This is a genomic window from Burkholderia sp. LS-044, assembly GCF_004803625.1.
GTDB lineage: Bacteria > Pseudomonadota > Gammaproteobacteria > Burkholderiales > Burkholderiaceae > Burkholderia > Burkholderia cepacia.
The window spans coordinates 92,624-117,606 of record NZ_SSWO01000019.1 but is presented as its reverse complement, the minus strand read 5'-3'; the positions used below and the strand labels follow the sequence as shown (position 1 = coordinate 117,606).

Below are 24,983 nucleotides of genomic sequence, written 5' to 3'. Positions count from 1 at the left end.
TCTAGTTGATGGTGGTAGGGCCCCCGCCAAACGCGACGGCCCCCGTTGCAAGGTACGAACCCAGGCCAAAGACAAGGAACACCAGCACCGCTACGGCAAGCAGCACGTAGTGGGTGATCTTCGCGTTCCGTCGGACCGCGTCGACAACGCGATCCAGCGAGCTATGCCCAAGGCTCTTCACCGACTCGACGAACTGATCTCGCCCGGCCGCGTCTGTCAGGATGTCGATCGTCATCTCCGAAAAAATGCCGGTATCCATCGCCTGCATCGGCTTGTCCGGATTAGCAGTCAGCCGCGTGCTCATTTGCCGGAGGTGCCAGCGCATCCACGGATCGGCCGATCTGATGAGCTTGTCCAGCGCGGCGCGCAGCGTTAAGCCCGAGTCGAACAGACCGGCGAGGGAGACAATCAACAACGCCGCGCGCAGATCGCGCCGATTGCGCCACATCAGCGGCATTGCGTCGACCTTGTTTCTGAACTTCCCCGTCCAACGCTTCAGCGTTTGGAAGTAGCCGAGAATCAATCCCGCGACGACGGAACTCGTCAGCCACCAGTAGTCGGCGCAGAAGGTATCGAAGGCGTAGATGAACTGCCCGAACGAGGACCAGTTTTCGAGCGGCTGCACGTCCAGCGTCGCCGGCAGAATTTCAGATCCGAAGAGCACGCAAAACGCATAGAGGTAGACCAATAGGAACGCCGGGTACGCCATCTGCATCGACGTCGTTGTCGACAAGACACCCTTTGCGTGTGCCGCCATCTCGGCAAGCTCCAGACCGCGGATCGCTGCATCGTCGCGAGGCGATTCGCTCGCCAGCTCAAGCAGTACAAATTCATCGTTCGGGATGAACGGCTTCATCGCCATCGCGAAATCGTCGCCGGCACGCATGCGTTGAGCGATCTTCTGGAACGCCAACCACGACAAGTTTTTCCGCCTTCGATGACGCTCCTCGAGCGTGTCCAATCGCTCAAGCAGCGTCTCGCTGTTGCGCAGGCCCTTCTTCGCAACATCGAGGCGCGTCTCGCGATAGAACATTTCCCGCATCGCCTTGAACCGCCAGGTTGAAATGCGCAGGCGCTCCTTCGGCGGAAGCATCCTGAAGAGGGTGTAGACGAGCCACTTGATCACGATGGAATCACCCCATCAGCGTCAGGCGCCACTCGGTACGCATCGAATGCGCACATCGATTCCTCGATGAATCGAGGATCGATAAGCCCGTACGAAGCCTTGTACAGAGCGTGCTCATAGACAGTCTTCCCCGTCATGTCCGCATCCGCAAAACCGGTCTTTCGACTGGTGCGCCACACCTGCTCGGCACCTCGCCAATCTCGCGCGGAGACGCGCGCGAGGAACTCCGGCGTCGGCCGGTACAGCTCCATTGCCAGCGTCTGCCCCTTGATGCCGGCCGCGACTTTGCCATCTCGGGTGAGCAACCCCGGGCGACGACAATGCTCGCAGCCATCCTCGTCCCGGCACGCCATGTTCGACGTGTCGAGCCCAAACTTGCGCTCGAGCGTCGCGATCTGCGCCAGCGACAGCACGTCGCGTGCGGGCCGCTTGCAATGCGGGCAGAGCTTCGGAATCAGTTTCTGGTTTCCCACCGCATTCAGGAAGCTGCCCGATGCCACTTCATCCATCGGCAACTTGAGCCGCCCGCCGACCAGGCGCATCACGGCACCGAGAATGCTGTTGCCGTGCAGAGTCGCTCGGACCGGATGCCCGGTCAGCGCGAGTTCAGCGACCAAGCCCGCCAGCACGGAGTCACGCACTTCGCCGATCGTCAGGTCGTCGGGATCCATCCGCATCAGCGTGCGGATCACTTCGACGACCTTGCGATTCGCGTCATCTTCAGTCTCGTTCGGGCGACGCTGAATAGAAATGTCGGACAGCCAGGGCGCCGGCACCTCGGACGGCTCATTCACGGCGAACTGCTTGATGCGATCGCGGTTCGGGACAAGATATGACATCGCACGTAGCAGTGTCGTCTTCGCGGAGCCCGTCTCCCCTGTCAGGAAGGTCGCCCCGCCCGTCACCTTGCCGAGACTGTCGAGAATCTCGAGCTGACTGGCTTCCAGCCCCATCTCATGAGGCATAAGCACGCGAACGCGCTTGAAATTTCCATCCAGCAATCGCAGCGCGACGTCAAAGCCACCGACGAGGGGCGCGCTTTGCCAGCGGATGTTCACGATGTCAGTGTGCGCGACGAGCGGAATCATCGCGGACTGCGGCGCCGTCATTTGAAACGATTCACCTGAGTTCGTGTTGCGCTGAACGAGATCCTGATACGCCGCTGACAGTGCTTTTCGCACCATCGGCTTGGGCAACCGTCGATACGCGTACATCTCGCCATCGACCCGCAAGCGCAGCTCGACGTTATCGGCGAAGTCCCGATACTCCCAGTGGACGTCACTCGCGTCATACCCATGAGCATCTTCGATCACATCGCGGAACATGCCGATCGCGCGGGACGATTCCGGAACCACGGTCGCCGCTCGTTGCTTCTCCTTGCCGTAAAGCGAGGCAATGACCGTTTCGTCCGCGACCATCTCCTCGTGGACTACGATATCAGCGCGTGCGAGATCCTTCAGGTACGTCGAATACAACTGACTCTCGTGGAAACGAGGAGTGGCCACCACGATCGAGATGCCGGCCTGCAGTTCGACCGCAATGAATTCGCGCCGGGCCGACTCCGTCACCGTGAGTGCCGCATGCTCATCGCGCTGGCACAGCACCCGCTTGAAGTTGAGCGATTCGGCATGGACGAGACGGGGTCGAGCACTCTCAACAGGAATCTCAGGCGTCTCGGTCACGTCCGTCCCGATGCGTCGGACGGTGGGCGGAACGTCGTAGCCCGATGCCCACTCCGACGCCTCCTCGACGTCCGGCGTGGCATTCGCATGCGCCCGCTCGTTCGGGTCGAACGCACCTGCGTGCTCCTGCAGCATGTCGGCTGTCTGGTCAGCGGGCAGGTCTACTTCGGGCGCCGGCCCCAGCGGCATATGCCTGCCTCCGTCCTCCATTGGCGCCGCCGACCGTGATCCGCCTGCCGCTACCGTGTCATTCTTTGCTTGTTGCGCTGCTTGAGCGGCCACGCCGCCCTCTGGCTTCCCGCGCCATTCTCGATTGCTTCCTTCACCGGTGATCGCGACGTCCTCTGCTTCCTCCTGCGCGCGACGCAGCATCATGCCCATCGTCATCGGCTGACCCTGGTTCGCTTGCCGCGGGTTCAGCGGCTTGCTCGACGATTTGAAGCGCGGTTCCCGAACACCACTCGGTTCGGCCGCAACCACACTATCGCCACCGTCGATCGGCTTCCGACCAACAATCTGCATCGAAGATGAGGAGCTATCGGTAAAGCCCGCCGTGAACGCCTTGAGCCTGCCGAGCAAACCGCGCTTCGCCGGTTCCTGGGGCTCCATTTCCGCGAAGAAGCTCATTGCGAACCTCCGAGCGGAATGCCCGGCAACGGCGCGCCGGCAGGTAACGGGGAACCGAGATCAACCAGCGAACGAACAGCGTTTGCGGCCGGCGACTGGATCGGCGCTGCGCCGCGAATCGGCTCCTTCCACGTGCGCTTGCCTTCGGCCACCGTCACTGCGTAGCCATCAACGCTCTTGACGCTCCAGCCGTTGAGCAACGTCGCGCCAACGCGTGCTGGATAGATTGCATCGCGGAACGAATACAGGACGTGACCACCCGCCTCGTCGTTGAATGCGCCGAGGAACGAGACCGGCTCGGCGTGCGGCCGGGGTGGCCGCGGCGGCTTCTCGACCGGTTTGGCAGAACCGTCCACGACGACACCGCTTGCCGCTATCCCGGGCTGCGGTAGCGACATGGCACCGGGTGGCAGCATGCCGCTACCGACGGCGCCTCCGCCGAGCTGACGGGCGATGTTCGCGCGTGCCAACTGATCGATATCGTCGATCGACAGACTGCCGGCGACCGGCCCCGCATGTGCGGACGCGGCGAGACCCACACCCGCCGCAATGAGTGCGTGCTTAATCGAAAACATAGTATTTGCCCTGCGCGGTGAAGTGGATGCCATACGACGAGTCGCCCGTATCCTTGTTGGGGATCGCGCTCGCGCCTTCGTTGAGACGCAGCTCGACCTTCAGCGATTCGAGCGTCATGTTGGGGGGCAGCTTAGAAAGCAGCGGCGATTGCCAGCGGAAACCCTCGATCGTCCAGTCGCCCTGTTTGAGTAGCCGCCCCACGTGTGCGCCGTCGCCTGCGCCCGCCGTCGCAATGAGAGGTCGCGGCTCTTGGAGCGTCACGACGTATCCATAGGCGCGAAGCTCGAGCGGCGTGGCCGACATGCGCTGCGGGGGCGTTTGAAGCATCTCGATAAAGGCCTGCGTCGCCGGCCAGCTTTTCGACTCACTCTCCTTCAGTGACGCGACCTTTGGAACCGCCGGGCCGCGCCATTCGAGGGAGCGACCGTCGCGCGCAAACTTCACCGGTCGCATGTCGGCCGTCGCCGCCTGATCGAAGCCTGAGAACGTGCCTCCGTTGCGGCGGAACGTGAGCGTGCAGAACCCCGAGGACGGACAGTTTGCTTCCTGGAACAGCCACCCCTTGATCACGGTCTGCTTGCCGCCCACGGCAGCGAGCAGCGCGGGCGCCAATTCGGACGCTCTCGGCTGCGTGCGAACGAAAGCATCATGAACTGCAGCGGCGTACTGTTCAGCAAATGTCGGCGCACGCGGCGGTGGCGGTGGCGGGGACAGCGCGTCCATGACCCTCGGAACACCGAAAATCGCGCCCGCCACAATGACGGCCACGGGGATAAACGTCGGCACCGAAACCGGGAGCTTCGCGATGCGTCCGACCTTGCGGTTCCCCAGCAGCTCGCTCGCCTGAAATGGCTCGTCGACGTCACCGATCCGATCGCCCGTGCCGAACGTGTCGAGCCTCAGATTCCCTTTCAGGCACTCCTGCTCGATTTCAATACGTCGCGCCAGCGCTGCCTCGGGCGACAAGACCTCATCGCTGCGAACTGCGCCGCGGACCACGAACACCGTGTAGACGCGCGGACCGTCCTGCAGCAGAACGAGCGCCGCGGCCCGATCCTTGAGTCGATCGTGCAGTGCGACACGCGCGGCGCCCGAGTAGAGGCGCGCGCCCTTCACTTCCGGCGCGTCTGGTCTCGCAAAGCCACCGATCAACTCGGCACCGACCTTGTACTCGACGAAGTGTGTGGCGTCGAAAGCATCGGCGTAGCGGCGACGTTCAGCCTTCCCCCCCTTAACCGGGTAGGCCCGCCACTCGACGCCGAAAACAAGTCTCGAGCGCTTGTCGGTCGGCAGAGGTTCCGTGATGTGCATCATGGTCACATCGACGGAACGACCGTCGCCTTCAGCATGATCACCTGGAACGTCTTCGACTTGTTCCAGCGCCCTGTGAGGCCGGCAAGGCCCGCATTCGTCGTGCTGTCAGCCTGATCCGTGATCGCGCCATACAACACCACCGTTTGGCCGTCCGACAGTGCGATCGTCTGGTCGTCCTTCGTGCCAACCGTATGCGCCAGCTGGATCTGTTGCTGAGTCTGGCCAGAGCCAGCACCCACGCTGGTGAACGGACCGTTGAGCTTTGAGCTGTCGGCCCAGTACGCAAGCACGATCTGGTTGTGATCGTTGACGGCCGGCAGCACGTTCACGAAGTCGCCCGTCGTGATCGTGCCTGGCGTCAGCCCCGGCACACCGCCGGACGTGGCAGTCAGCGAGCCCGATGACGGCGTGGTCGATCGCAGGTAGTCATCGCTCTTGAAAGATGCGATCGAGACCGGCAACCCATTGAGGGTCATCTTGGTCATCGTGTTGTCCTGCACCGTGCGGCCGTACTGGTTCAGCGCGTTCACGACCGCGTTCGTGCCGGAGAACGGCGCGTCCGGGCGCAGCACCGAAACGCCGACCGAGCCGCCGCCCGTCGCGAGCGACGTCGGGGATGTGAAACTAATCGCGTAACGCGCGAGGCCTGCGTGCATCGCGTTGAACACGACGTCAGCATTCATACCCGCCTGACTGCCGTTGTTCAATGCAATCTGGAGCGTCCGAACCGTAATCGCCACCTGACGCGTGGAGATTGCGTTCTCGTGCTTAAGCAGCCTGCCAATGTTGTCGGCCGCGTCCTTGGTGTCGTACACCATCACGAGTCGGCTCTGCGGGTTGACGCTCACGCGCCCCATTGGCGACTTCAGCTTGTCAATTTCCGCCGTGATCGCAGCGATCTGATCGAAGTCGCCTTCGCGACCCGTCGACGTCTGCGCCGAGAACGAACCCGTGTTGCCGCCGGAGCTACCGCCACCGCCGCTACCCGACTGATTGCCGGTCGACGTGTCCATGCCCTTGCTCATCGTCGACTTGATCGACACCTTGCCCGGGATCGCAGCGATCTGGTACATGCGGGTGACGAACCGGGTCACGTTGATCGTGCTGCCGTCGAACGACCAGTCGAGCCCCAGGTCGGTCGTCATGTTCCGCATGTACATGCCGGTCTTGCCGGAGAACGCCTGGCGGTAGATCGGCTCTTCGGTTCGCGCGGCGCTGTTCTGCCCTTTCGACTCCGTTTGGCCCGGTACCAGCGAGTCGCGCGGAACGAACACGTCCGGGCTCAGGTGAACCGGATAGCCGGTCGCCGTCGAAATCAGTGTGGCGATCTGCTTGATGCCGAGGTTCGCGGGAAGCGTGACAGTCTTGTCGCGGAACACCGCCGGCAGCGTCGCCTCGTAGGCGAGCGGCACCAGCCGGTCGCCCAGGAACGCGGTCGGCACGTCTTCGACAAGCGCCATCGGCGCCGGTCCCTTGCCAAGCGCGTCGGAGATCGTCCGGTGTGCCGCGTCGTAGCTGTCGTTGACGTCCTGCTGAGTCACGGCGCAGCCGGCGGCCATCAGGGCGGCTGCGATCGCGACCGCGGATTTCATAAGGTGAACACGCATGGTTCTCAGTCCTGGCAGTTGCCCGCGCGTGCGATCACGCGGATGACGTTGTTCGAGTGGCGGCACGCGCGCGTCGGCGTGCGCATGTGGTTCGTCGCCTTCATCACCTGCTGCAGGACGGAGGTGAAGTCGCCAGTGAAAGACGCGTTGAATTCGAGCGGCAGGTCATCCTCGATCTTCCACGCCAGTTGCCAGCCCTGCTGCTGCAGCCAGCGGTCGAGGGCGTCGCGCAGATTCACGTCCGCCGGCGTCACAGAGAAGGTCAGCGTGCCGCTCGCGGCAGTTGCACCCGCGCCCGGCAACTCGACAGCCGCGACGTCTGTCGACAGCGCGGGCGCGCTGGTGGTCGCCGGCGCCTGCAGCGACTGCTCCCGCTTTATGCTGTCGGCCGCGGCCGGTGCCGCTTTCGGCCCCGATGCGAGTACCTGCCAGCCATCCGCGTCGATGGAGCTCGTCGCTGCTTGGGGTGCCGCAGTCGCCGCGGCGCTCAGGGCGGCCAGCGCTACCGCTACGATCGCGCGTGCTCGCGCCTGATTCGAATGTGTCTTCTGCATGGTTACCGACCCTGTTGCATAAAGCGGCGATAGATCGCGCTGGCGTAGACGAGCTGCTTGGACGGCGTCACCGCGTTATAGGCACCGACCGCCTTCCAGTTCGGCCCGAAACGGCGCACGTTCGAGGCGAGAATCCACGCTCCGACATACGCGCTCACGCAGCCGTTGAAGAGGTGCTCGCGACGGATGCCGTAGCGCGACAGCGTCGGGAGCCACGACGTGTTGATCTGCATGAGCCCGATGTCTTCGCTGCCGTTCGTGTTCCGGTTCACGGCATTGGGCCGCATGCCCGACTCGTGTTGCGCGATAACGCGCAGCAGCCGCGGATTGACGCGGTGAAACGCTGCCGCGTCATCAAGGCAATCTGCGCGGGCGGGCAACGCGGCGATCACCATCACGGCGGCGACGATCGATACGATGTGCTTCATGGCGTCGGCCCCCCGCTCGCCTGCAGGGTCGCGTCAGGCGTTTCGCGATACGTGACTTCCTTGCGGCGCTTGACGTGGATCGTGTTGCCGTCGGCCGTCACGGTGAATAGGTCGGACGTGCCTTCGAACATGAAGTAGCGCCCCTTCTGCTCCCCGATGCCCAGGTTCCGCGCATCGATCACGCCGACGCGCACGACCGATTCCGCGAACTTGAAGTACGTGCGGCCCTCGCGATCGAAAACCGCCTCGAGCTTTGCCGGATTCGGTTGATCGAAGTCGTAGACCGTCTTCGCATCGCGCGTCACCTCGACGCGATTTGTCTCGTCGGCCACGACGAATCGCTCAGCGCGGTCGATCGTCATTACGCTCTTGACCTCATCCCAGCTGGTTCGTAGCTCCTTCCCGTCCAGCGTCTTGAACGTGACGGTCTTCGCCGGTTTCGCCGTGAAGCGGATCTGCATATGCGTGTCATCGCCATCACGGATCGCCTGCGCGCCAAAGCGTTCAGCCAGCCGTGACACCGGCAGCGGTTCTGCCGTGACCCGCGCGACGACGCGATTCAGGCCGGCTTCGTCGGCATCGCGGCCGGACGACGCATAGTTCAGCGCCGCTGACTTCGGCGCGTCGCGATGTAGCCGCACGTGTCGCTCGCCGAAATCGACATCCGCGTACAGCCCGGTTTGTGTCATCAAGCGATCGAGCGCCTGCATCCAGTTCTCGCCGTCGCGCGTCGCGAACAGCTCCGAGGTCGTCAGGTCGACATCCTTCTGCGCCGACCCCGTCCACCCCTGCGGAACGAGCGACTTGACCACGTTGCCGACCGGCATCGACGCATGAAGCGCGCGAACCGGCGCGAGCGCGGACCGCGTGCCGATCAGCACCAAGCGGTTGGTGAAGCCATCGAAACCGGCCGGTTGATCGTCTTTCATCGCCGCCAGTGCGCCTGTGCCGCCGATGAACGTGTTCGCCTTCTTCCATCGGGCCGTGGCGGAATGAGCACCGACCTTGTACGTGATCGACGCGGGCGTGCCCTCGACGACGACATAGGGGCCTTCGGTGTGCCCGCCTTCCGCGACAATGACCTGTCCCGCGCGAGGCTGGATATAGGTCTTCGAGCCATCGTTGAAGATCAACGCCGGCCGCTCGGAGATCCCTCCGAGGATGTCGTAGTCGAAGTCGAACGGATCGGTGTTCGCCGCCGATGCGGCCGCGCACACGATCGCCGACGCGGCGCACGCGAGAAACTTGGTCGTGTGCTTCACAGGCCTGCCTCGATCAGGGAAAGGTGTCGAACGAACCGCGCAAGGTACGAGCGACCCGGGTTTGGATTCGCGCTGTGGTAATAGGCGACCGCCTTCGCCACCGAGTCGGTCCGCGCAAAGTTCTCGGTCAGAATCGCCTCGGCGACCGCGACATTGGTGGCGGGCGCGAGTGCGTCCCACGCCGACGCGAAGCGCTTGCCGTGATACCGCCAGTTCACCTGCATGAGGCCAACGTCGAAATCCAGCCGACCGCCAGCGAGCAGCGTCTCGATCGCCTTGTAGGCTTCCTCGCGCGACTTGAAGAAGAAGCCCTGCCCTGCAACGTTCAGGGTCCACGGCCACGCGCGGCCGCGGTAGTTCGATTCGTTCAGCGCGATGCCGGCGAGGATCTTCGGATCGACGTTGGTGTGCAGCAGTTCGAACGGCACGACCGCGCGGGAGCAGGCCCATCCTCCTCGCCGTTCGGCGAGCGCCGCCTGCGCGCCGTCATCCAGTACGAGCGGTTGGAGCCAACCGCGGTCGATAAACAGGTCGTCCAGGGCGACGTCGCGACCATCGATCGTGACCGCGATGCCCGCTTCGCTAGAGCTGTGCACGGGCTGGCCGATCAATGGCGATGCCCATTCGACGAAGGCATCGAGGCCGCAGTAATAGACCGGCTTGCCTGGCAGCATCGCGACGCGTCGAGTCACGCCATCCTGGATGACGATGCTCACCGGGCTGATCACCTGCGCGATCACCGCCGAATGTGCGTAGGCGCTGGCCATTGCCACGACAGCCGCGAACGCTATGCGCTTGATCATCGCGGCTCCCGGTACGGCTCGAGCACCATGTCGCGATTGATCTTCATCATGAAGTGCCGTTTGCCCGGCTTCGACGAGATAGTCGGCGGGATGTTCTTGTAACGATCGAGCACCGACTGTGCGGTTTGCGCCGCGATCTGACCGCCTGTGCTGCCCACAGTGGTGACGCCAAGCGGGCCAGACGTCGTGCTCTGATCGCTATTGCTGAAGGCGCGAACCAGAATGGCAGTCAGGAACGACGTCGAGTAAATCTTGAAGAAGTGGTTGTTCACGTCACCACTGAAGCCGGCAGTGCCATCGCCGTCGGCACCTTGTGCGCCGTACAACGGGACGTGCTTGCCGTTCGGCAGCCGCATCTCCGCGCCGGCGACGAGAATCGACTCCTGCCCAGGCTGAATGTCCGAGCTATAGGGCGCAACGATCGTGGTGCCCCACGGAATCACGAGGCAACGCCCGTCACCGTTGTTCGCGTACACATCGCTTTCGACGATCAGCGACGCGGTGCCAGGGCGATCCGAGTTGAGCGCTTCGTTCGAGAGAACCGGAATCTTCGCCGGCGGCGACAGCGTGCAGCCGTGCGACTGGCCGACAAATCCAGTTCGCGCGAAATCCTTGTCGCCCTCGCTCAGCTGCGCGACGTCGTGCATGAATGCGTTGTCGCGTTGTTGCGTCGTCATCGGTCCTGCCGCCTGCCCTCCGCGTGATGCGAGTGCAGCCTGCGCCGTCGCTTCTTTCATGGCAGCGTCTTGAGCGGCCGCCTGCTGGAGCAGCATCTGTTGCGGCGAGATCATGCCGTTCGGTAGTTGCGGCTGCTGCGGCTGGGCGTCCTTGACCTTGACGCCCGGACGGAAGATCGGCGACACGTAGATGGTGTCCTGGTCGTTCTCCGCCTTGAGTTCGCTGGTGCCAGCACTTGGCAGGACAGCGTCGGCCGAGAGGGTCGGCTTCTTCGCACTCGCGGCGGCTGCCGCGCTTGCAGCCGCCGCTGCTTCAGCAGCGCGTCGACGTGCTTCGGCCTGCTGCTGCTCGATGATCTTGTCGACGTCAGCTTTGTCGCGGTCGCCCTTGTCGACCGCCTCGGCCGCACGTTCACGCTTGGCCTTCAGCGCGTCGGCCTCCGCCTTGTTTGCCTCAACCGTCTGCGTGTAGAAGCCCAACGAGCCAATGCCAAGAGCAGCAATCGCGCCGATCGCAATCATGATGTTGCGCGGCACCTTACCCTTGAACAAGGCTTTCTCTTCCGGGCTGCTCGGATCGATCTGCTTTGACATACCGACCTCAGAAACCGAAGAGACCGCGACGGCCGCGGGTGATCGTCACTTCTTCGCCTGGTCGCGTGAGCTTCACTTCGTCAGCCAGTCGCTGGATGACGATATACGGCCCACGGCGGATGAAGTTCGGGCTGACGATATCGCCACCATCGTTGATGGTCGGCACGGCATACGGGGTACGCGGCGGCATCCGAATCCAAATGAACGTGCCATCGTCGAAGACGGTCTCCGGTTTGAGCGAGCTCGTGCCGGAGACGGTGTATTCGAAGTTCAGCTTGTCGGGCGGCACTCCGATCGGCCCAGAATCCGATTGACCAGCATGGTCGGCATCGCGATCGTCGCCGGCGGCATTCCCGCGCGTGCGCACTTTCGCCATCAGCGAATTCGGGTAGTTGAAGCGGACGTTCTGATAGAACAGGCCTCCGAGCGGCGACGATACGAGGGTCAGCTCGTACTCGCGCTTGTTCGTGCTCAGATGCAGGGTGTTGACGAGACCGGGCTTCGTCGGCTTCACGTACACGTGGTTTGCGCCGTCCGTATCGATGACCCACTGGACCGAATCGCCCATCGCCGGCTCACTGATCAGGCTCTCGCCGCGCTCCAGCTCGATCGTCGTGAGCTTCAGCGGCGCCGTCATCACGCGGTAGATTTGATCACGGCTGTACGGAAAGACAGCCATGCGCGCGTCACCGGGCATCGTGACGGGATCAGCGCCGGAGTTGTACGGATTCACCGGGCTCATCGCGTCGCCGATGATGCTGCCGACATCGAAACCGGGAATCGGCGAAACAGGACTCGCGGCAGTCTTTGCGGCGAACGCATTGGCCGACGCCGCGATCAACGCGAGCGTGCCCCAGGTCAAGAGGGAACGTGGTCGTTTCATGCGCCTGTTTTTTGCAGAGTGAAGAACGGGTAGTAGAGGCCGTACGGATTCGTGCCAAGGACGTCTTCCGCGGTCGGAGGAATGATTTGGTAACGCATCGTCAGCGCGAAGCGGACATCGACAGGCTTGTCGGTGGGCGATTGCCGGGTCGAGGTCGTGAATTCGACGACGACGGTCGAATCTTCGAGCAGCGAGACGTTGGTGACCTTCGGCTCACGGACCAGCTTCGGATTGGTCGTGATCTGGTCGAACGGCTTGTCGTCGCTGATCCACGACGCGAATTGGTTCTTCGCGTTGCCGACCATCTTGGCTTTGACGGCGTTGATGTTCTTGGCGAGGCGGGAGGTGCGAATATCGTCGGTGAGAACCGGCTCGATCGTGAACCAGTGCTCGACGTCCTGTTTGATCGCCGTGCGCTTCGCCTGGTCGTCGGGGTTGTATGCGGCCAGTTGCTTGACCAACGGATTGCCGCCGGCATCCGATGAGACACCATAGGCCTTCACAACCGACGGCGGCGGTTGCCGCGTGTACACCGCACCACCGGCGATGATCGCGAGGACAAAGCAGAAGGTCTTCCAGTGATTCGCTTCGATTCGCAGACGCGTCCCCTGATCGAAGATGATCTTTTCGGGATCGTCGTTCGAGTAGTGGCCGGGCGCCGGCGACAGGGCGACCTGCTTCTTGCTACGGGGAAAAAGTCGGGGGAGTTGCATCACGGAGTTCCAATTGGGACGGATCAATTGGAACAGCCGGGGCGACAACGGCACGTGGGAAAAGAGCCGTGATTTCAGGGACCTTTTCGCCACACCAGGAAACGCTGGCAATCGGAGCCACAGCGCGTAACTGGTTGAGGGGCGTAGGGCAAAAAGCCCTATGAAAATCACGAGCTTTTGGGTCTTGCGTTTATGAACACGCCGATAGAATTAGTTCGCCGTTGTTGCACGCGTTGCACGCAGCACTCTGGTGGTGACGAAACGGCAGGCATTCGCAAATCATTGTTTTTGCACGATTCTCGACCCAGTCCTCGTTCGAGGAATCCAGATGCGCCCCTCAACCGGTTGAGGGACATTTCTCAGAAACAACAACAATGACGATCAACGATCGTTGACTCCTATGACCTGTTCCAATTCGTGTAATAGTTCGGCTGCTGACAAAGCAGGCATCCCCCGCGATCGCCTGGCCGCGATCGCGCGACATGAGGATCTCCGCAGGGCTGGCTCTCCACCCGTTGTGCTGGGCACGTTCTATCGGGTGCAGTTGGATCGGCGGCTCTGGCCGAGTCAAGCAACGCTGGCTGTGGACTTCAACGTGTCGAAGGCAATTGTCACACGGTCTATCCAAGCCTCTTTGCTTCCACCCGAAGTGGTCGCCTCGTTCGGCGGGCCATGTCAAGTCTCGTACCGGACAGCAGAAATCGCTACGAAACTGATCCGGGAAGTCGGTAAGGATCTTGTCACGCGAAGGGCTCTATCCGTGCCGCCCAACATTGCTCCATTGAAAGTGATATCGATACTGTCTACGGGCGTAGTCCAAGCCGGAGACGGTGTTGAACTTCGATTGTCTCTTGGGCCAAACGGCAGGCATCTCAGAATCGATGTGCCTCAAATCGACCTCGTGGTTCCCCATCTTCCCCTACTGCAGGATCTGCTGAACGCTCTCCTTCCGTCGGTCCTTCCTCGCAGACGCTGACGGTACTTGCCGATCGGGTGACAAATTCCGACCTCGAGGAAGTTGCCACACGATCGGTGACATTATCCGGGCTAGTCCTTTCGGCAGACTGCCAGGTCGAAATAAGTCATCGCAATGCAATGGTGACGTTTTCCGACCCGAGGTCTATCGAGAGGTGACATATTCCGGCCCACTGCTACAGTCACCTAAAGGTGACGAATTCCGACCCGCTGACTTACCGCGAACAGTGACATTTTCCGACCTTCTGAGTCCAAACCTCAAAAGTGACGTTTCCCGACCCGGCACGTTGTTCGAAAAGGTGACACGATCCGACCTGAGGTCGAAACTGATGGTGACAAATTCCGACCCGCTAGTTGTTTTGAGAAGTGACATATTTCGACCTACGGTCGAAGCTCTAATCCTATTTCCTCCGCTAGCGTTCGCGCGAAGAGTGACGTTTTCCGACCCAAGGTCCCGTGCTCTCTATGACTTTTTCCGACCTGCCGTGATGGCTTCTTCGACGATGAACCGTCCGGGGTCATCAGACTGCCCCTCATAATCTGCCGCAAAGGTGACGTTTTCCGACCTGGCAGTCTGACCCGTCGTTGGGAAAGGGACCACCTAGGCAAAAGGTGAGTGAGTACTTAGTACGTTTTGGCTGGTCGGGTCGGAAAGCGTCACCTTTTGCGCTGGCAAACCCTTCTCTGTGGCGAACCGGCTGTGGATTGAAGGCGCTGCAAAGGCTTTGAGGTCGGAAAATGTCACTTTTCAGCGGTGCGGCATGCGCTGCAAGTCGGTGTGGGGGGATTTTGTTGTATAGGAACAACTTTCAAACGGGGCTCTTTGTAAGACAGTTTGTAGAACCGTTTGTAAAACCTTTTGTAAACGCTGTGCCCCGTCCCGCACAGGCTTGTCAGTTATGGCTTTGCGGGACGTCACAGTCGAGAAACTGTGACGTTTCCCGGGCTGACGGTGACGCAATCCGACCCTAAGTAGACGCAAAGCGGGCTGGCAGTGACAAATTTCGACCGTTATCCACAACGGTGACTTGCACCCTGCGCATGTCACCTTATAATTGTGACACTCTCCGCTGAAGGTCACCTTTGTGAACAAAAAGGCAAAAAACCAGTCCGAGCCTGCCCAGGTCGAGATCGTTGAGCTTGAACCTTTCCAGATCGCGCCCTTGGACGAACCTCCTCTGGACGGTGATGGCCGAGTGCGGGGGACTGTTGCCATGAGCCGAGCACTGGTCAATGCTCAGCAAGGTCTGACCCTTAACGAGAAGCGAGTCATGATGGCGGCGCTGCGATGCATAGACAGCAAGAAGTCACCGTACTTGCATGGTAAGGGTAACGGCTATGTGAGTGTTCGTGTTCGAGCCGACGAGTTTGCCGCCCTTGCAGCACTTGCTCCGCGGTCGGGCGAAAAGCAAGCAACCGCTGCGTATGAGGGACTGAAGGAAGGCTGTGCGAGTCTTCAAAAGCGTCAACTGACGTATATGGATGGCCCAAGGAAGGTGGTACTGAATTGGGTGTGGAAGGCGGTTTACCACGAACGAGAAGGATGGGCAGAAGTTTCCTTCTCGCCGGATTTAACCCCCCATATCTTCATGTTGCAGCGGCGTTTCGTCTCGTATCAACTTGAGTTTGCCCGAGGGTTACAGTCACTTTACTCATGGCGACTCCTCGAACTGTTGATGCGAGAGCGGGATCGGGGCAGGCTCCTGATCACTTTGGAAGATTTCCGGCACGTGCTTGAAATCCCGGCGACGTACCGCTTTGCCGACATCAAGCGCCGCGTGATTGAAACCGCAGTGAACGAACTGAACGCAAAGGCGGACCTTGTAATTTCCTGGACACCGGTGAAGCTCGGGCGCGCTGTGAATTCGCTCGATTTTAAGTTCATCCAGAATCCGCAAAGCCGCCTAGCGCTGGATGGCGAGTTGCCCTTTGAAGAACCAAGTGCAGCGGCAACTGCCTGAAGCTGAAGCGCGACGGTCTCGCAGTAGTTCCGTCGCGCTACATTGCTTGTAATACGGCACGGGATGAATGCCACTCTAGCTGTGTTGCCTACCCGGCGGACACACCTGGGTATCGCACATCCCTACTTCAGTTGGTGGCCGTCTTCGGCAAGGAGCTTTTTGAAGGCCGCAACGTATGCCTCGGCTTTTTCGGCCGAACCCAGAGCGAGGTCCAGACGGACCTTCCCGTCGCCCCATTCCTTGATCGCACCGATCTCGGCCCCTTCAACAGTTGACACCTTGTACTGTCGCGAAAGGGACTTCCGTGGGGCCCGGCCATTCTCGAGACTTTCGCGTATAGCCTTCACCTTCTGAAACGGCAATTCCTCGTCACGAATGCGCTCGGCAAATGCCAAGGTGCGCTTCTCGTCCGATGCCTTGAGGAACAGGGTGAGCTCGTAGCTAGTTGATAGGCCGAATTGTTTGGGATGCGAACCGATCACGTCCAGGACTGACTGCGGCAGATCCAGAAGCGCGAGAATTTTGCTGACCTTGGATTTGCCCTCCTCCACCAAGACCGCCAGCTCGTCATTCGATTTTGCATGACCCTGATCGAGGAGCTTCTTGTACCCGAGTGCGACGTCCAAAATTGTTTCCTGCTCGCGCTCGTTGTTTGCTGCTCGAGCAAGGCGGTAGAAATCTATCGGGTCCAGGCCTTCGAGAAGCTTCACATCCAACGTCTCGGAGCGATTCCGGAGCGCACCAAGCTTTCGGAACTGGCCGTCGATCAAGATTGCGCGATCCGGAAAGTCGGGGTGGCGTCCGGCAAGCACGGGGACGAGTTGGCCATCTCGGGCCATTGAGGCTGCGCGCGCGGCGATGAGCTCTTCTTTGTAGATAGTGCGACTGTTGAGCGGGTTATCGTCGATATGGCTTATTGGCATTGTTATATACCGCGCCTGCACCTTCCCTGCTTGCTCCAGACTTGCCAAATACGCTTCTGCAGCCGATCTTGTCGGGGCAGCGACATTCTCGTTGGGCTGATCCAATAGGCTGCTTCGGCCGCTCAATGCTTCATCAACGCGGTCGAACCTCGAAGGTGTCGCCGTCTCTCGCATTGTCTGGTCGCGCTTTACACCGGCATTAAGCGCCGCAGAGAAGTCTTTCTTGCTCATGCACGCACCTCCAGAACTTCAAGAATTTCGTCGACAAGATCATTCAGCTCTTTGTGGGCGGCCTTGGCCGAGCGGAGTTGAAGGACAGTAGCGCCAGATACCTCTGCTTCTTTGTACGCGGTGCGGAAGCCCAGCTTCGATTTCAGCATGGGAAGCTCATCGTCACCAGCTGCAGCTTCAAAGATCTGCTTCACGATCGTGACGTTCTGGTTCATGTTTGCGAATGAACGAAGCTTGAGATCCGGGTTGCGGATCTGCGCCTCCATACCTAATTTTTTTGCCTCTTGAACCGCCCAGAGGTTGCCGCCCGACGCTGCGATGGGAATCAGTCCCAGATCGGAAATAAGAAGGGCAACAGAGGGCGCAGCCGATTTAATGGCGGGCGGACAGTCGATGACAATAAAATCATAATCATTCACGTACTTTGCAATCTCCCGATCCGGCCTGGGACTTAGCGCCAGGTTCGAAATAGCTGCCGGGTACGGTCGATCGTCCGGGGCCGCGCCGACTGAGAGTGTCGCGGTGCCCTGCTCGTCCAAGTCGACGAGCATGGTTCGGTAGCCTCGCAGGCCGAAGGCACCCGCGATATTGGTCGAGGTCGTTGTTTTCCCCGACCCTCCTTTCTGGTTGAAGACGGCAATAATTTTCGCGGCCATGCGTTCTCCTTATGCACTCGGTGCTCGGACAGGAGCAGTTTCTACGTAGAAACTGCTCGCCAAGCGGGCTGCCAGGGATATTAGGATGCCACCCGAAAAACATCAAGAAAAACGACACGATTATGAGAAATTCTGGGCTCCGGTGCGACAGATCAACCGAAACTTGCAGAGTGGCGTACTTCCCAAGAGTGGTTTCTACGTAGAAACTTGGGGTATCGCCAGCAGCACCTTTGGCGGCTTAACAGTGCGGCGGACGGGTCGCGAATCGAACGCAAACGGGCCAATTGCCATTCTCTTGTGCGACCTCTTTGAATCGTGCGCTGTTTTTGACCTTACGTCCTAGCGCCGCCGCGGGCAGTTTCTACGTAGAAACTGCGGTCGCGTACGGCGGGCTCGAAGGCAACTCTTTGCGGTCAGTACCCTCGGAGCGGCCCATCGGAGCGTTCTTTTTGGATGCTCAGAAGACGTTCAGTTTCGATATTGAAATTGCGTCGTCCAAGTAATTGCAGACGTCGGGATCAATCTTCAATGCGCGCGTACTGAGCGTGACGCCGGATGTTCGCAGATCTAGTTTCTACGTAGAAACTGCGGTCGATGCTGTCGGTGATGCCCCTCGGAGACGTCTAATCTGATGCTCGCGGGGGGTGTTCAGTTTCTATATGGAAACTGAACGTGCCAAGCAGTTACAGACATTGGTCAACCGACAAAGCTCGTATGCTGAGCGTGATAGCGAATGCTGGCAGATCCAGTTTCTACGTTGAAACTGCGACCAGCTTGCACGACGGGAGCAATCAAGAACCGTTTCACCGGCGGAGAGGATGGAACGCCGACTGATATCTCGTCGTATCCGGATTGTGGGATCCAAAGCCTCGATTTTTTCCTTATATACTGATTTTACGCTGCGCGCCCGCGGATGGCCGCAGCGTACACGGCGTCGCAGTGTCCAGGATTATCTGCGGGATCATTGGCCTGTAAGGACGGAAGTCGTAGATCATCTGGTAGTTCGATAACTCCCACGGAGTTAACTCCGACTTAATCTTGGAGAAGTCGAAGGTGAGTCGTCATCGCCACCGTTGATGATGTTTCGTCGGACGCGTTCCGACTGGCGGTCAAAACAGCAATATTGGCGTCGCAGATACTTCCGATTCTAGGGCGATTCGCCATCAATCGATTTTGATGACCCGAGCCGCGCTAAGCTGTAGCTAATCTAAGGAAGGTCTCGGCCTCTCGGTATTGGCGGCCAAGCTCCGCAGTCGCGTAGATCGATGTGGTGTCGAGCGAATCGTGACCGGCAAAATTCCGTGCGCTCTCAAGGCTCATGCCATTCGCGAGCGCGTGCGACACGAACGTGTGACGCAGCCAGTGCGGACTGGCCGCGCTGAAGGTCCGCGCATGGGGCGAGTCCTCGCGCAGTGCTGCGGCAGTCGCCATCGCGAAAAACTGCCTAACCGCCTTATACAGTTGAATCGGATGGATCGGCCCGGTTTGCCGCGCCCGCACGGCGAGCGCGGGCGCCGGATCGGTGTTGCTGGCCTTCGCTGCACGTCGTATCCGGCCGATCTCGGCATTCGACAGCAGCGCCGGAATCAACGGCGTGGCGGCAGGGCAGGCGAGGGGATCGCGCGGCAGGCCGCGCGTTTCCAGATAGTCGCCCATTAAGTCGAGCACTGCCGGGACCAGCGGCACGAAGCGCTCCTTCGCGCGCTTGCCGACCACGCGCAGCAGTCGGATCGTCCCCAATTCCGGTCCGGCGTAGCGCTCCTCCACATCGTCCGTGAAGGCGCCGCATAACTCGGCGCGTCGTAGGCCGGTGCTGTACGCAAAGCTCAGCACGAAGCGCATGCGCGTCGCAGCGGCCGTGTCCGGCATCGCATCCAGGACGCGCATCGCGAAACGCCAGGCATCGGAGGTCAAGCCGCGTTCGATCTGCAGGCGAGACTTCGCGGCCACGCGCCGCTCGTTGCCGGCGGCGTCGTGCGTCGATCCGGTGAACACGCGCACCTTCGCGAAGGCGTTGTGATCTAGGTACTGCGCGTCGACCAGTTCACCGAAGAATTTCTTCAGCGCAGACAGCGCGTCCTGCCGGCTCTTGACCGATAGCGGTCCACGGAACGGCCGCCAGCCCAGATCGCCGCGATGCGCGGTGCCGGTCATGACCCATTCGCTAGCTGGTTGGGGATCGGGCAGGAAGCCGTTGATGTAGTCGTGCGCATCGTCGGTGTCGAGACTCGACAGCGCCTTGCGCTTCACGAAGATCGACCAGAGCAGCAGCCGCTCGGCTTCGGTGCGATAGCGCTGGCGCGTATGCGGGTTCTCGTAGTCGGCGAGCCAGAATTCGATGGCCTCGCGGTCGTTGTTCGCGCGGCTGTTGTTCTTGACCAGATTGCGGTGGATGCGGTGCGAGCCGTCCAGCTCGGCGGGCAGCAAGAAGCGCTCGAGAGGCACGATCGCGGTGACGGGACCGGCCGCGGCGAGTCGTGGCGCCGGTAGCGTGGATCCGGAAGGGTGGGTTTGCACGCCGGCGGCCAGCTGCAGGCCGGCGACGTCGCCGTAGTGGGCGAGCCACGCGGTGATGCGGCGCGCGCCGACTTCGCCCAGGCGCGGCACGCGACGGTACCAACGGTAGCCGAGCGCGTTGATCGTCTCGACCAGCTTGCCAATCGTGGTGAGGCCGATGTCGGCCAGACGGAACGCGACGGCGGTATCGAACCAGCCGAGCACGTGGTGCTCGGGGCGCGGATCCTCGACCACCAGACGCGCGAGTGCCTCGAGCGCCGCCATCTGCCGCGCGCGCAGGCGAGCATTGCGCTGCTGGCGACGCAGGGTCGCGCCGGCATCGGTGTCCGCGCCGGCATGCCGGGCGGCGAACAGGTCGAGCAACTCTTTCTCGGTATAGAAGCCGTCGGGATCGTGCTCGGCGGCGAAATCCTCCAGCGACGGCGCGGCAGGCGTCGGCCCGTCGGCCGCGGGCGTCGCGGTGAGCGTCGCCGGCCGGATCGCGAGCAAGCGCGCGGTCGCGAAGTCGCCGCGTTTGCGGGCCGCGGCAACGAACGCCGTGACCAGCCAGACGCAGGTCGCCGCAGCCTGGCGGGCATCGTGACCGAACTCGAGATACTGGTCGGCCAGCTCGGCCAGATCAAGTCCTTCCAGATAGCCGCGAAAGAAGGCGAGGTGCTGCGGGCCGATCCGGCGTGTGGCGGCCGCGTCGCGGCGAGCCTGAAGCGCGCGCCCTCTGCGGCGGGTGGCCGGGCTGGTTGCGCTGGGCTGCGCGGGCGGCAGCTTGCAAACCTCGACATCGAGTACGTCAGGATCGTCGGCGATCGGCATGAGCGTATCCAAAAGCTACAGAAACCGTGTTATTCGATACAGTGTGTGCGCACCGTTCGCGGGTATCGGCGAGGCGCGGGCGCGGCGGCGGCGCCATCCGATCTTGGCGCGACCGGCCGCGCGGCCTTGCCAGACAAGGGGGTGGTGCAATTGCGCTCGGAAAAGGGGCGAATTGGCCAATAAAATGAAGGATAACATAGTAAGGGCTATGTTACCCTTTATTTCGGGACCCCTGCATTCATGTCGCTGAATCCATCGCTCACACAACTGAAGTTGAGTCTAGGCCCGGCTGCCGGTGGCGGGCAGACGGGAGGCAGGAGACGCGGCACGAACCGATGCCGTGGTCCGCGCAGGTCGGCCGGGCAGATTCGGCTGGAGAAACAGTCAGGTTGTGTGACACCGGAAGCCGGACCATGTAGTCTGCGCGAGTGATGACACCCGCACCGGCCCGCTAGTTGTGTGAGCGCTGGCCGGGCGAAAAACGTTCGCGATTGCTCTTGGCGAGCGTGGCTGCGACAGGTGTAAGCCGGAGTTTATTGGTGGGCTGCCCGCCGCAGGCAGTGGTGGGGACGGATGCCAGTGAGTTGGAGGGTATTGCTGCACTGATCGCCAGCGATTTGCGTGTGTGCAGCGGGATGAGGTAGGGTGCAGCTTTGACTTTGTTGCCGAGGCTGTTCATGAACAAGCAGGAACTCATTGACGCGGTCGCAGCGGGCGCGGGCGTCAGCAAAACCGACGCGAGCAAAACCGTCCAGGCGGTCCTGGACGCGATCACGGACGTGGTGAGTCGCGGCGAATCGGTACAGCTGATCGGTTTCGGCGCGTTTTCGCAGGGGCAGCGAGCCGCCCGCACGGGACGTAATCCGACGACGGGCGCGGAGATTGCCATCCCGGCCGCGAATACTGTGAAGTTCACCGCTGGCAAGGCGTTCAAGGACGTGGTGAACGCACTGTGACGCAGCGTGATGTCGGGCAGGCCGCTTATGCGGGACTACACCGTGAAATTGCCGATATAGTCGCGTCGGCGCGCGAAGCGACGGCTCGCACGGTGAACGCCCTGATGACGGCGACATATTGGGAGATCGGGCGACGAATCGTTGAGTTCGAGCAGGGCGGGGAGGAACGGGCCGCTTATGGCGAGGCGGTGATCCGCCGTTTGGGCGCCGATCTGTCAGAGCGATTCGGTCGCGGCTTCGGATGGCGCAATCTCGCACAGATGCGCGCCTTTTACTTGACGTGGCCTGCGGATCGGATTGTGCAGACACTGTCTGCACAATCCACGCCCGCCCGGATTGTCCCGACAGCGTCTGCAAAATCAACCAAGGCGGCGGTGAAGGCGCCGCCGGGCGTGGCGTTTGAGCTAAATTCTATCGCTCAGGCTTTTCCGTTGCCCTGGTCCGCCTACGTTCGCCTCCTCGCGGTGAAAACGCAAGCTGCTCGCGACTTTTACGAGGCTGAAGCGTTGCGTGAGGGCTGGTCTGTGCGACAGCTTGACCGTCAGATCAGCAGTCAGCTCTATGAGCGGCTGGTGCTGTCACGCAACAAGGCGTCCTTGCTCGGAAAGGTGGCTGTAGCGCAACCCGGCGATCTTCTATCGCCTGAGGAAGCGATCCGCGATCCGTTCGTCCTCGAATTTCTTGACATGAAGGACGAATATTCGGAGTCGGATCTCGAAGCGGCCTTGATCCAGCACTTGGCGGATTTCCTCCTCGAGCTCGGCGATGACTTTGCGTTCATAGGTCGGCAACGGCGTCTACGGATCGATGACACCTGGTTTCGAGTCGATCTCGTGTTTTTTCACCGGCGCTTGCGATGCCTGCTCATTATCGATTTGAAGGTCGGGCGCTTCAGCTATGCGGACGCGGGGCAGATGCATCTCTACCTCAACTACGCGCGTGAACATTGGATGAAGCCCGGCGAAAACCCCCCGGTTGGCTTGATTCTGTGTGCTGAAAAAGGCGCGGCCGAGGCGCATTATGCACTCGACAACTTACCGAACAAGATACTCGCAGCGGAGTATCAGACGGTCCTCCCGGATGAGGCCACATTCGCGCGAGAATTGGAACGTACCAGGATCGAACTAGAGCGCCGGGGCCGCAAGGCGTGACTTCCCGTCCGAGGTTCCGAAGTGCTTAAACACGCGCGGATCGGCGAATACGATGAAGCGGTCGCCCGATAAAATTTGATGTTGCTGGCACGGCAATCAAGCTATGCGAAAACACTCTACCGTGCGCCGACGGCCACTGACGAAGGCGCAACTACTACCTCTTCCGGTTGACCAAGTCCGTCGTCTTTCTCTCAAGCACCACCTCGCACTTGCGCTGCTTTGCGGCGGCAGTGGTGATATCGAGTCGATCGCCACGCTGTCCAATATACTCGCGCTCGCGCTCTATTTGCGTTCCGACGGCGAAGCGGAACTGTATCGCTCCGCGGATTTCGCACTCAACCAATGCATTGCGCGGGCAGAGCGGGGTGGCAAGTGGACTTTTACAGACGCGGAACGGACTGCACTCGAAGCGTTGCTTCGTGTTCATGATAAGCAACTTGCTGCGGTGCCGGTCCATCGCTATCTTGAAGCACTGGAGCAGGTGCAGCATGTTGGCACGCCTTCCTTTAACTTGCCGATCGAATCGGACTGATGCTGAACGTTTTCTGCCTGTCGTGGCGAATACGCCGGCGGTTGATATGCACGGGTAAATCTGTGAGTTGGCGCAGCCAATGCGTGATCCGTGTGTGGACCTCGTAGTCGACAGTTTCTACGTAGAAACTCTAGCAAGTGAGTCAGGGCGTGTGTAGTTGTGTCGTCAAAGGGCACCGCGATACTCTTTGTCTAAGTGGTTCTATTCCGTGGCGGGATCTAGTGGAATAAAAGGGCATTAGGATGACGGTACCCTGACCCACGAACAAAGGACTCACCGATGAGCACCTCATCCAGTCTCGATCCGAATCTCCGCGATGCCCAATGTGTCGGGGAAGCGACTGACCTCGTGAGCTTTCTACAACACGTCGACAAGTGGCTTGCCAGCGTCGACGTGATCAGCCTCGATTTCCCACTGTTTCGCGGCCAGGAGGTGGAGTCGTGGCGGCTTGTGCCCGCAATTGGACGCGCACCATACCAACTGCGGTTGCGGCCCAACACCGAGCAACGCATGCTCGACGAGTTCAAGCAGCGTGCCCTGCCTCACGTCGAATCGACCGTGGACTTGACGAACGCCGACTGGCTTGCGATCGCGCAACACCACGCGATGCCCACCCGCTTGCTGGATTGGTCGGGGAGTGCGTTGTCGGCCCTCTGGTTCGCAGTAAAAAAACCGGCCGTCGAGCAACCGTGCGAGTACCGTTCGTGTGAAAGCGAGGAGGGCCGTGGCGTGTGGCCGGGCGCCGTGTGGATGTTGCCCGTCGTGCACGACGACCTGATCTCGCCCGAGGAGAGCAAAGATCCGCTCCGACTCGGCCGAACGCGGTTGCTGAAGCCGCGCCATGTCTCTCGCCGTATCGCTGCCCAGGACGGCTGGTTCACGGTGCATCGCGGGAAGCAAAGTGGCCTCGACACGAGATACTTCGCGCTCGACACCAACCCCGGGTTTCGTGACCGACTGCGATACATCCGCATTCCAGGCGAGGCATTTGGCACTATCCGCGGGCAGCTTCAGCGGGCCGGCATCAATCGCGGCGTGTTGTTCCCGGACCTCGACGGGGTCGCCGGCCGCATCACGGATGACATCCTGTATCCCGCCGATCAACCATCGCCCGGCGCTAGCAATTTCTGAGGAGTCACGATCCCGTGGCCAATCGCCCCCAGCAGCTCGACCTACCAGTGCCGCGCACCTACACGCGTACCGAGTTCACCGTGCTGCGCGCGCGTGAAAAGTCTGCCGATCGCCGCGATCGCGCGGCTCTACTTCGACCTGGACGAGCACGAACCGCTCGAGGTCGAGCGCCTGTTGCGCACCATGCGTGACGACCTGGTGTCGATCGCGCTGCGCGAGGGCTCGCCGGTGCTCGTCGAACAGCAACGGATGTGCCAGGAGGCGGCGAAGTATCACGCGTGACTGGCAGCGCGA

At 61.2% G+C, this 24,983-nt stretch carries 21 protein-coding genes and 1 pseudogene; 6 read left to right on the top strand and 16 right to left on the bottom strand.

The genetic code is table 11. The features are described from left to right. Position 1: 1 nt before the first annotated feature. Genes E9536_RS34460 through E9536_RS34405 form a run of 12 tightly spaced genes read right to left on the bottom strand, consistent with a single transcriptional unit; the run spans position 2 to position 12,846 of the window. Positions 2-1,126 (bottom strand): type II secretion system protein, encoded by a 1,125-nt coding sequence (locus E9536_RS34460; protein ID WP_136472293.1) that lies wholly within the window; start codon positions 1,124-1,126, stop codon positions 2-4. Then, a complete protein-coding gene (locus tag E9536_RS34455; RefSeq protein WP_136472291.1) occupies positions 1,123-3,435 on the bottom strand; it encodes an ATPase, T2SS/T4P/T4SS family in 2,313 nt (770 codons plus the stop codon). Before E9536_RS34455 ends, E9536_RS34460 begins: the two co-directional genes overlap by 4 nt. Further along, positions 3,432-4,010, bottom strand: a complete 579-nt coding sequence (locus E9536_RS34450; RefSeq protein ID WP_060321785.1) for a hypothetical protein — start codon at positions 4,008-4,010, stop codon at positions 3,432-3,434. Before E9536_RS34450 ends, E9536_RS34455 begins: the two co-directional genes overlap by 4 nt. Next, complete coding sequence (locus E9536_RS34445) at positions 3,997-5,325, bottom strand: type 4b pilus protein PilO2 (protein WP_136472289.1); 1,329 nt, start codon at positions 5,323-5,325, stop codon at positions 3,997-3,999. The genes E9536_RS34450 and E9536_RS34445 overlap by 14 nt, the downstream gene beginning before the upstream one ends. Positions 5,326-5,327: 2 nt before the next feature. Further along, positions 5,328-6,932 carry a type II secretory pathway protein gene (locus tag E9536_RS34440; RefSeq protein WP_136472335.1) on the bottom strand — a complete coding sequence of 535 codons (1,605 nt, stop codon included), beginning with the start codon at positions 6,930-6,932 and terminating at the stop codon, positions 5,328-5,330. Positions 6,933-6,937: 5 nt separating this feature from the next. Continuing rightward, positions 6,938-7,486, bottom strand: coding sequence for a toxin co-regulated pilus biosynthesis Q family protein (locus E9536_RS34435; protein ID WP_136472287.1), 549 nt, complete (start codon positions 7,484-7,486; stop codon positions 6,938-6,940). 2 nt (positions 7,487-7,488) lie between these two features. Beyond that, a complete protein-coding gene (locus tag E9536_RS34430) occupies positions 7,489-7,914 on the bottom strand; it encodes a lytic transglycosylase domain-containing protein (RefSeq protein WP_136472285.1) in 426 nt (141 codons plus the stop codon). Further along, entirely contained in the window at positions 7,911-9,176 is a 1,266-nt protein-coding gene (locus tag E9536_RS34425; protein WP_136472333.1) for a hypothetical protein, read from the bottom strand. The genes E9536_RS34430 and E9536_RS34425 overlap by 4 nt, the downstream gene beginning before the upstream one ends. Further along, positions 9,173-9,979, bottom strand: coding sequence for a transglycosylase SLT domain-containing protein (locus E9536_RS34420; RefSeq protein WP_136472283.1), 807 nt, complete (start codon positions 9,977-9,979; stop codon positions 9,173-9,175). Before E9536_RS34420 ends, E9536_RS34425 begins: the two co-directional genes overlap by 4 nt. Next, positions 9,976-11,250, bottom strand: coding sequence for a TrbI/VirB10 family protein (locus E9536_RS34415; protein ID WP_136472281.1), 1,275 nt, complete (start codon positions 11,248-11,250; stop codon positions 9,976-9,978). Before E9536_RS34415 ends, E9536_RS34420 begins: the two co-directional genes overlap by 4 nt. A gap of 7 nt (positions 11,251-11,257) precedes the next feature. Further along, positions 11,258-12,133 (bottom strand): TrbG/VirB9 family P-type conjugative transfer protein, encoded by an 876-nt coding sequence (locus E9536_RS34410; RefSeq protein WP_136472279.1) that lies wholly within the window; start codon positions 12,131-12,133, stop codon positions 11,258-11,260. Continuing rightward, on the bottom strand, positions 12,130-12,846 hold the full coding sequence (locus E9536_RS34405; protein ID WP_136472277.1) for a type IV secretion system protein: 717 nt from the start codon (positions 12,844-12,846) through the stop codon (positions 12,130-12,132). The genes E9536_RS34410 and E9536_RS34405 overlap by 4 nt, the downstream gene beginning before the upstream one ends. Positions 12,847-14,906: 2,060 nt before the next feature. Between E9536_RS34405 and E9536_RS34395 the strand changes: the two genes are divergently transcribed. Beyond that, positions 14,907-15,782 carry a replication initiation protein gene (locus E9536_RS34395; protein ID WP_136472273.1) on the top strand — a complete coding sequence of 292 codons (876 nt, stop codon included), beginning with the start codon at positions 14,907-14,909 and terminating at the stop codon, positions 15,780-15,782. 122 nt (positions 15,783-15,904) lie between these two features. On the opposite strand, the gene E9536_RS34390 is transcribed toward E9536_RS34395, so the two are convergent. The 4 genes from E9536_RS34390 to E9536_RS41690 all read right to left on the bottom strand — a co-directional run bounded on the left by E9536_RS34390 (position 15,905) and on the right by E9536_RS41690 (position 21,604). Continuing rightward, positions 15,905-16,936: a ParB/RepB/Spo0J family partition protein gene (locus E9536_RS34390; protein WP_060320187.1), complete on the bottom strand. Its 1,032-nt coding sequence runs from the start codon at positions 16,934-16,936 to the stop codon at positions 15,905-15,907. Beyond that, complete coding sequence (locus E9536_RS34385) at positions 16,933-17,592, bottom strand: AAA family ATPase (RefSeq protein WP_104767658.1); 660 nt, start codon at positions 17,590-17,592, stop codon at positions 16,933-16,935. Before E9536_RS34385 ends, E9536_RS34390 begins: the two co-directional genes overlap by 4 nt. A gap of 1,191 nt (positions 17,593-18,783) precedes the next feature. Beyond that, entirely contained in the window at positions 18,784-20,919 is a 2,136-nt protein-coding gene (locus E9536_RS34380) for a phage integrase family protein (protein ID WP_136472271.1), read from the bottom strand. A gap of 451 nt (positions 20,920-21,370) precedes the next feature. Continuing rightward, positions 21,371-21,604: a hypothetical protein gene (locus E9536_RS41690; protein WP_146774583.1), complete on the bottom strand. Its 234-nt coding sequence runs from the start codon at positions 21,602-21,604 to the stop codon at positions 21,371-21,373. Between E9536_RS41690 and E9536_RS34375 the strand changes: the two genes are divergently transcribed. The 5 genes and pseudogenes from E9536_RS34375 to E9536_RS34355 form a co-directional block, all read left to right on the top strand. Continuing rightward, complete coding sequence (locus tag E9536_RS34375; RefSeq protein WP_027791979.1) at positions 21,597-21,875, top strand: HU family DNA-binding protein; 279 nt, start codon at positions 21,597-21,599, stop codon at positions 21,873-21,875. The two genes, E9536_RS41690 and E9536_RS34375, sit on opposite strands and share 8 nt — an antisense overlap. Continuing rightward, entirely contained in the window at positions 21,872-23,026 is a 1,155-nt protein-coding gene (locus E9536_RS34370; RefSeq protein ID WP_027791978.1) for a PDDEXK nuclease domain-containing protein, read from the top strand. The genes E9536_RS34375 and E9536_RS34370 overlap by 4 nt, the downstream gene beginning before the upstream one ends. A 103-nt stretch (positions 23,027-23,129) precedes the next feature. Next, positions 23,130-23,558 (top strand): hypothetical protein, encoded by a 429-nt coding sequence (locus E9536_RS34365; RefSeq protein ID WP_080982102.1) that lies wholly within the window; start codon positions 23,130-23,132, stop codon positions 23,556-23,558. Between the two features lie 279 nt (positions 23,559-23,837). After that, complete coding sequence (locus E9536_RS34360; RefSeq protein WP_049098169.1) at positions 23,838-24,689, top strand: FRG domain-containing protein; 852 nt, start codon at positions 23,838-23,840, stop codon at positions 24,687-24,689. Between the two features lie 14 nt (positions 24,690-24,703). After that, positions 24,704-24,926: pseudogene (locus tag E9536_RS34355) on the top strand (integrase); the annotation flags it as partial. Positions 24,927-24,983 lie beyond the last annotated feature (57 nt).

Excerpts from the sequence above, each read along its gene's own strand:
- E9536_RS34430 (WP_136472285.1), bottom strand. The coding sequence starts at position 7,914 with ATGAAGCACATCGTATCGATCGTCGCCGCCGTGATGGTGATCGCCGCG.
- E9536_RS34365 (WP_080982102.1), top strand. The coding sequence starts at position 23,130 with ATGCGAAAACACTCTACCGTGCGCCGACGGCCACTGACGAAGGCGCAA.
- E9536_RS34415 (WP_136472281.1), bottom strand. The coding sequence starts at position 11,250 with ATGTCAAAGCAGATCGATCCGAGCAGCCCGGAAGAGAAAGCCTTGTTC.
- E9536_RS34405 (WP_136472277.1), bottom strand. The coding sequence starts at position 12,846 with ATGCAACTCCCCCGACTTTTTCCCCGTAGCAAGAAGCAGGTCGCCCTG.
- E9536_RS34360 (WP_049098169.1), top strand. The coding sequence starts at position 23,838 with ATGAGCACCTCATCCAGTCTCGATCCGAATCTCCGCGATGCCCAATGT.
- E9536_RS34440 (WP_136472335.1), bottom strand. The coding sequence starts at position 6,932 with ATGCGTGTTCACCTTATGAAATCCGCGGTCGCGATCGCAGCCGCCCTG.
- E9536_RS34385 (WP_104767658.1), bottom strand. The coding sequence starts at position 17,592 with ATGGCCGCGAAAATTATTGCCGTCTTCAACCAGAAAGGAGGGTCGGGG.
- E9536_RS34450 (WP_060321785.1), bottom strand. The coding sequence starts at position 4,010 with ATGTTTTCGATTAAGCACGCACTCATTGCGGCGGGTGTGGGTCTCGCC.
- E9536_RS34455 (WP_136472291.1), bottom strand. The coding sequence starts at position 3,435 with ATGAGCTTCTTCGCGGAAATGGAGCCCCAGGAACCGGCGAAGCGCGGT.
- E9536_RS34435 (WP_136472287.1), bottom strand. The coding sequence starts at position 7,486 with ATGCAGAAGACACATTCGAATCAGGCGCGAGCACGCGCGATCGTAGCG.
- E9536_RS34445 (WP_136472289.1), bottom strand. The coding sequence starts at position 5,325 with ATGATGCACATCACGGAACCTCTGCCGACCGACAAGCGCTCGAGACTT.
- E9536_RS34390 (WP_060320187.1), bottom strand. The coding sequence starts at position 16,936 with ATGAGCAAGAAAGACTTCTCTGCGGCGCTTAATGCCGGTGTAAAGCGC.
- E9536_RS34380 (WP_136472271.1), bottom strand. The coding sequence starts at position 20,919 with ATGCCGATCGCCGACGATCCTGACGTACTCGATGTCGAGGTTTGCAAG.
- E9536_RS34410 (WP_136472279.1), bottom strand. The coding sequence starts at position 12,133 with ATGAAACGACCACGTTCCCTCTTGACCTGGGGCACGCTCGCGTTGATC.
- E9536_RS34375 (WP_027791979.1), top strand. The coding sequence starts at position 21,597 with ATGAACAAGCAGGAACTCATTGACGCGGTCGCAGCGGGCGCGGGCGTC.
- E9536_RS34420 (WP_136472283.1), bottom strand. The coding sequence starts at position 9,979 with ATGATCAAGCGCATAGCGTTCGCGGCTGTCGTGGCAATGGCCAGCGCC.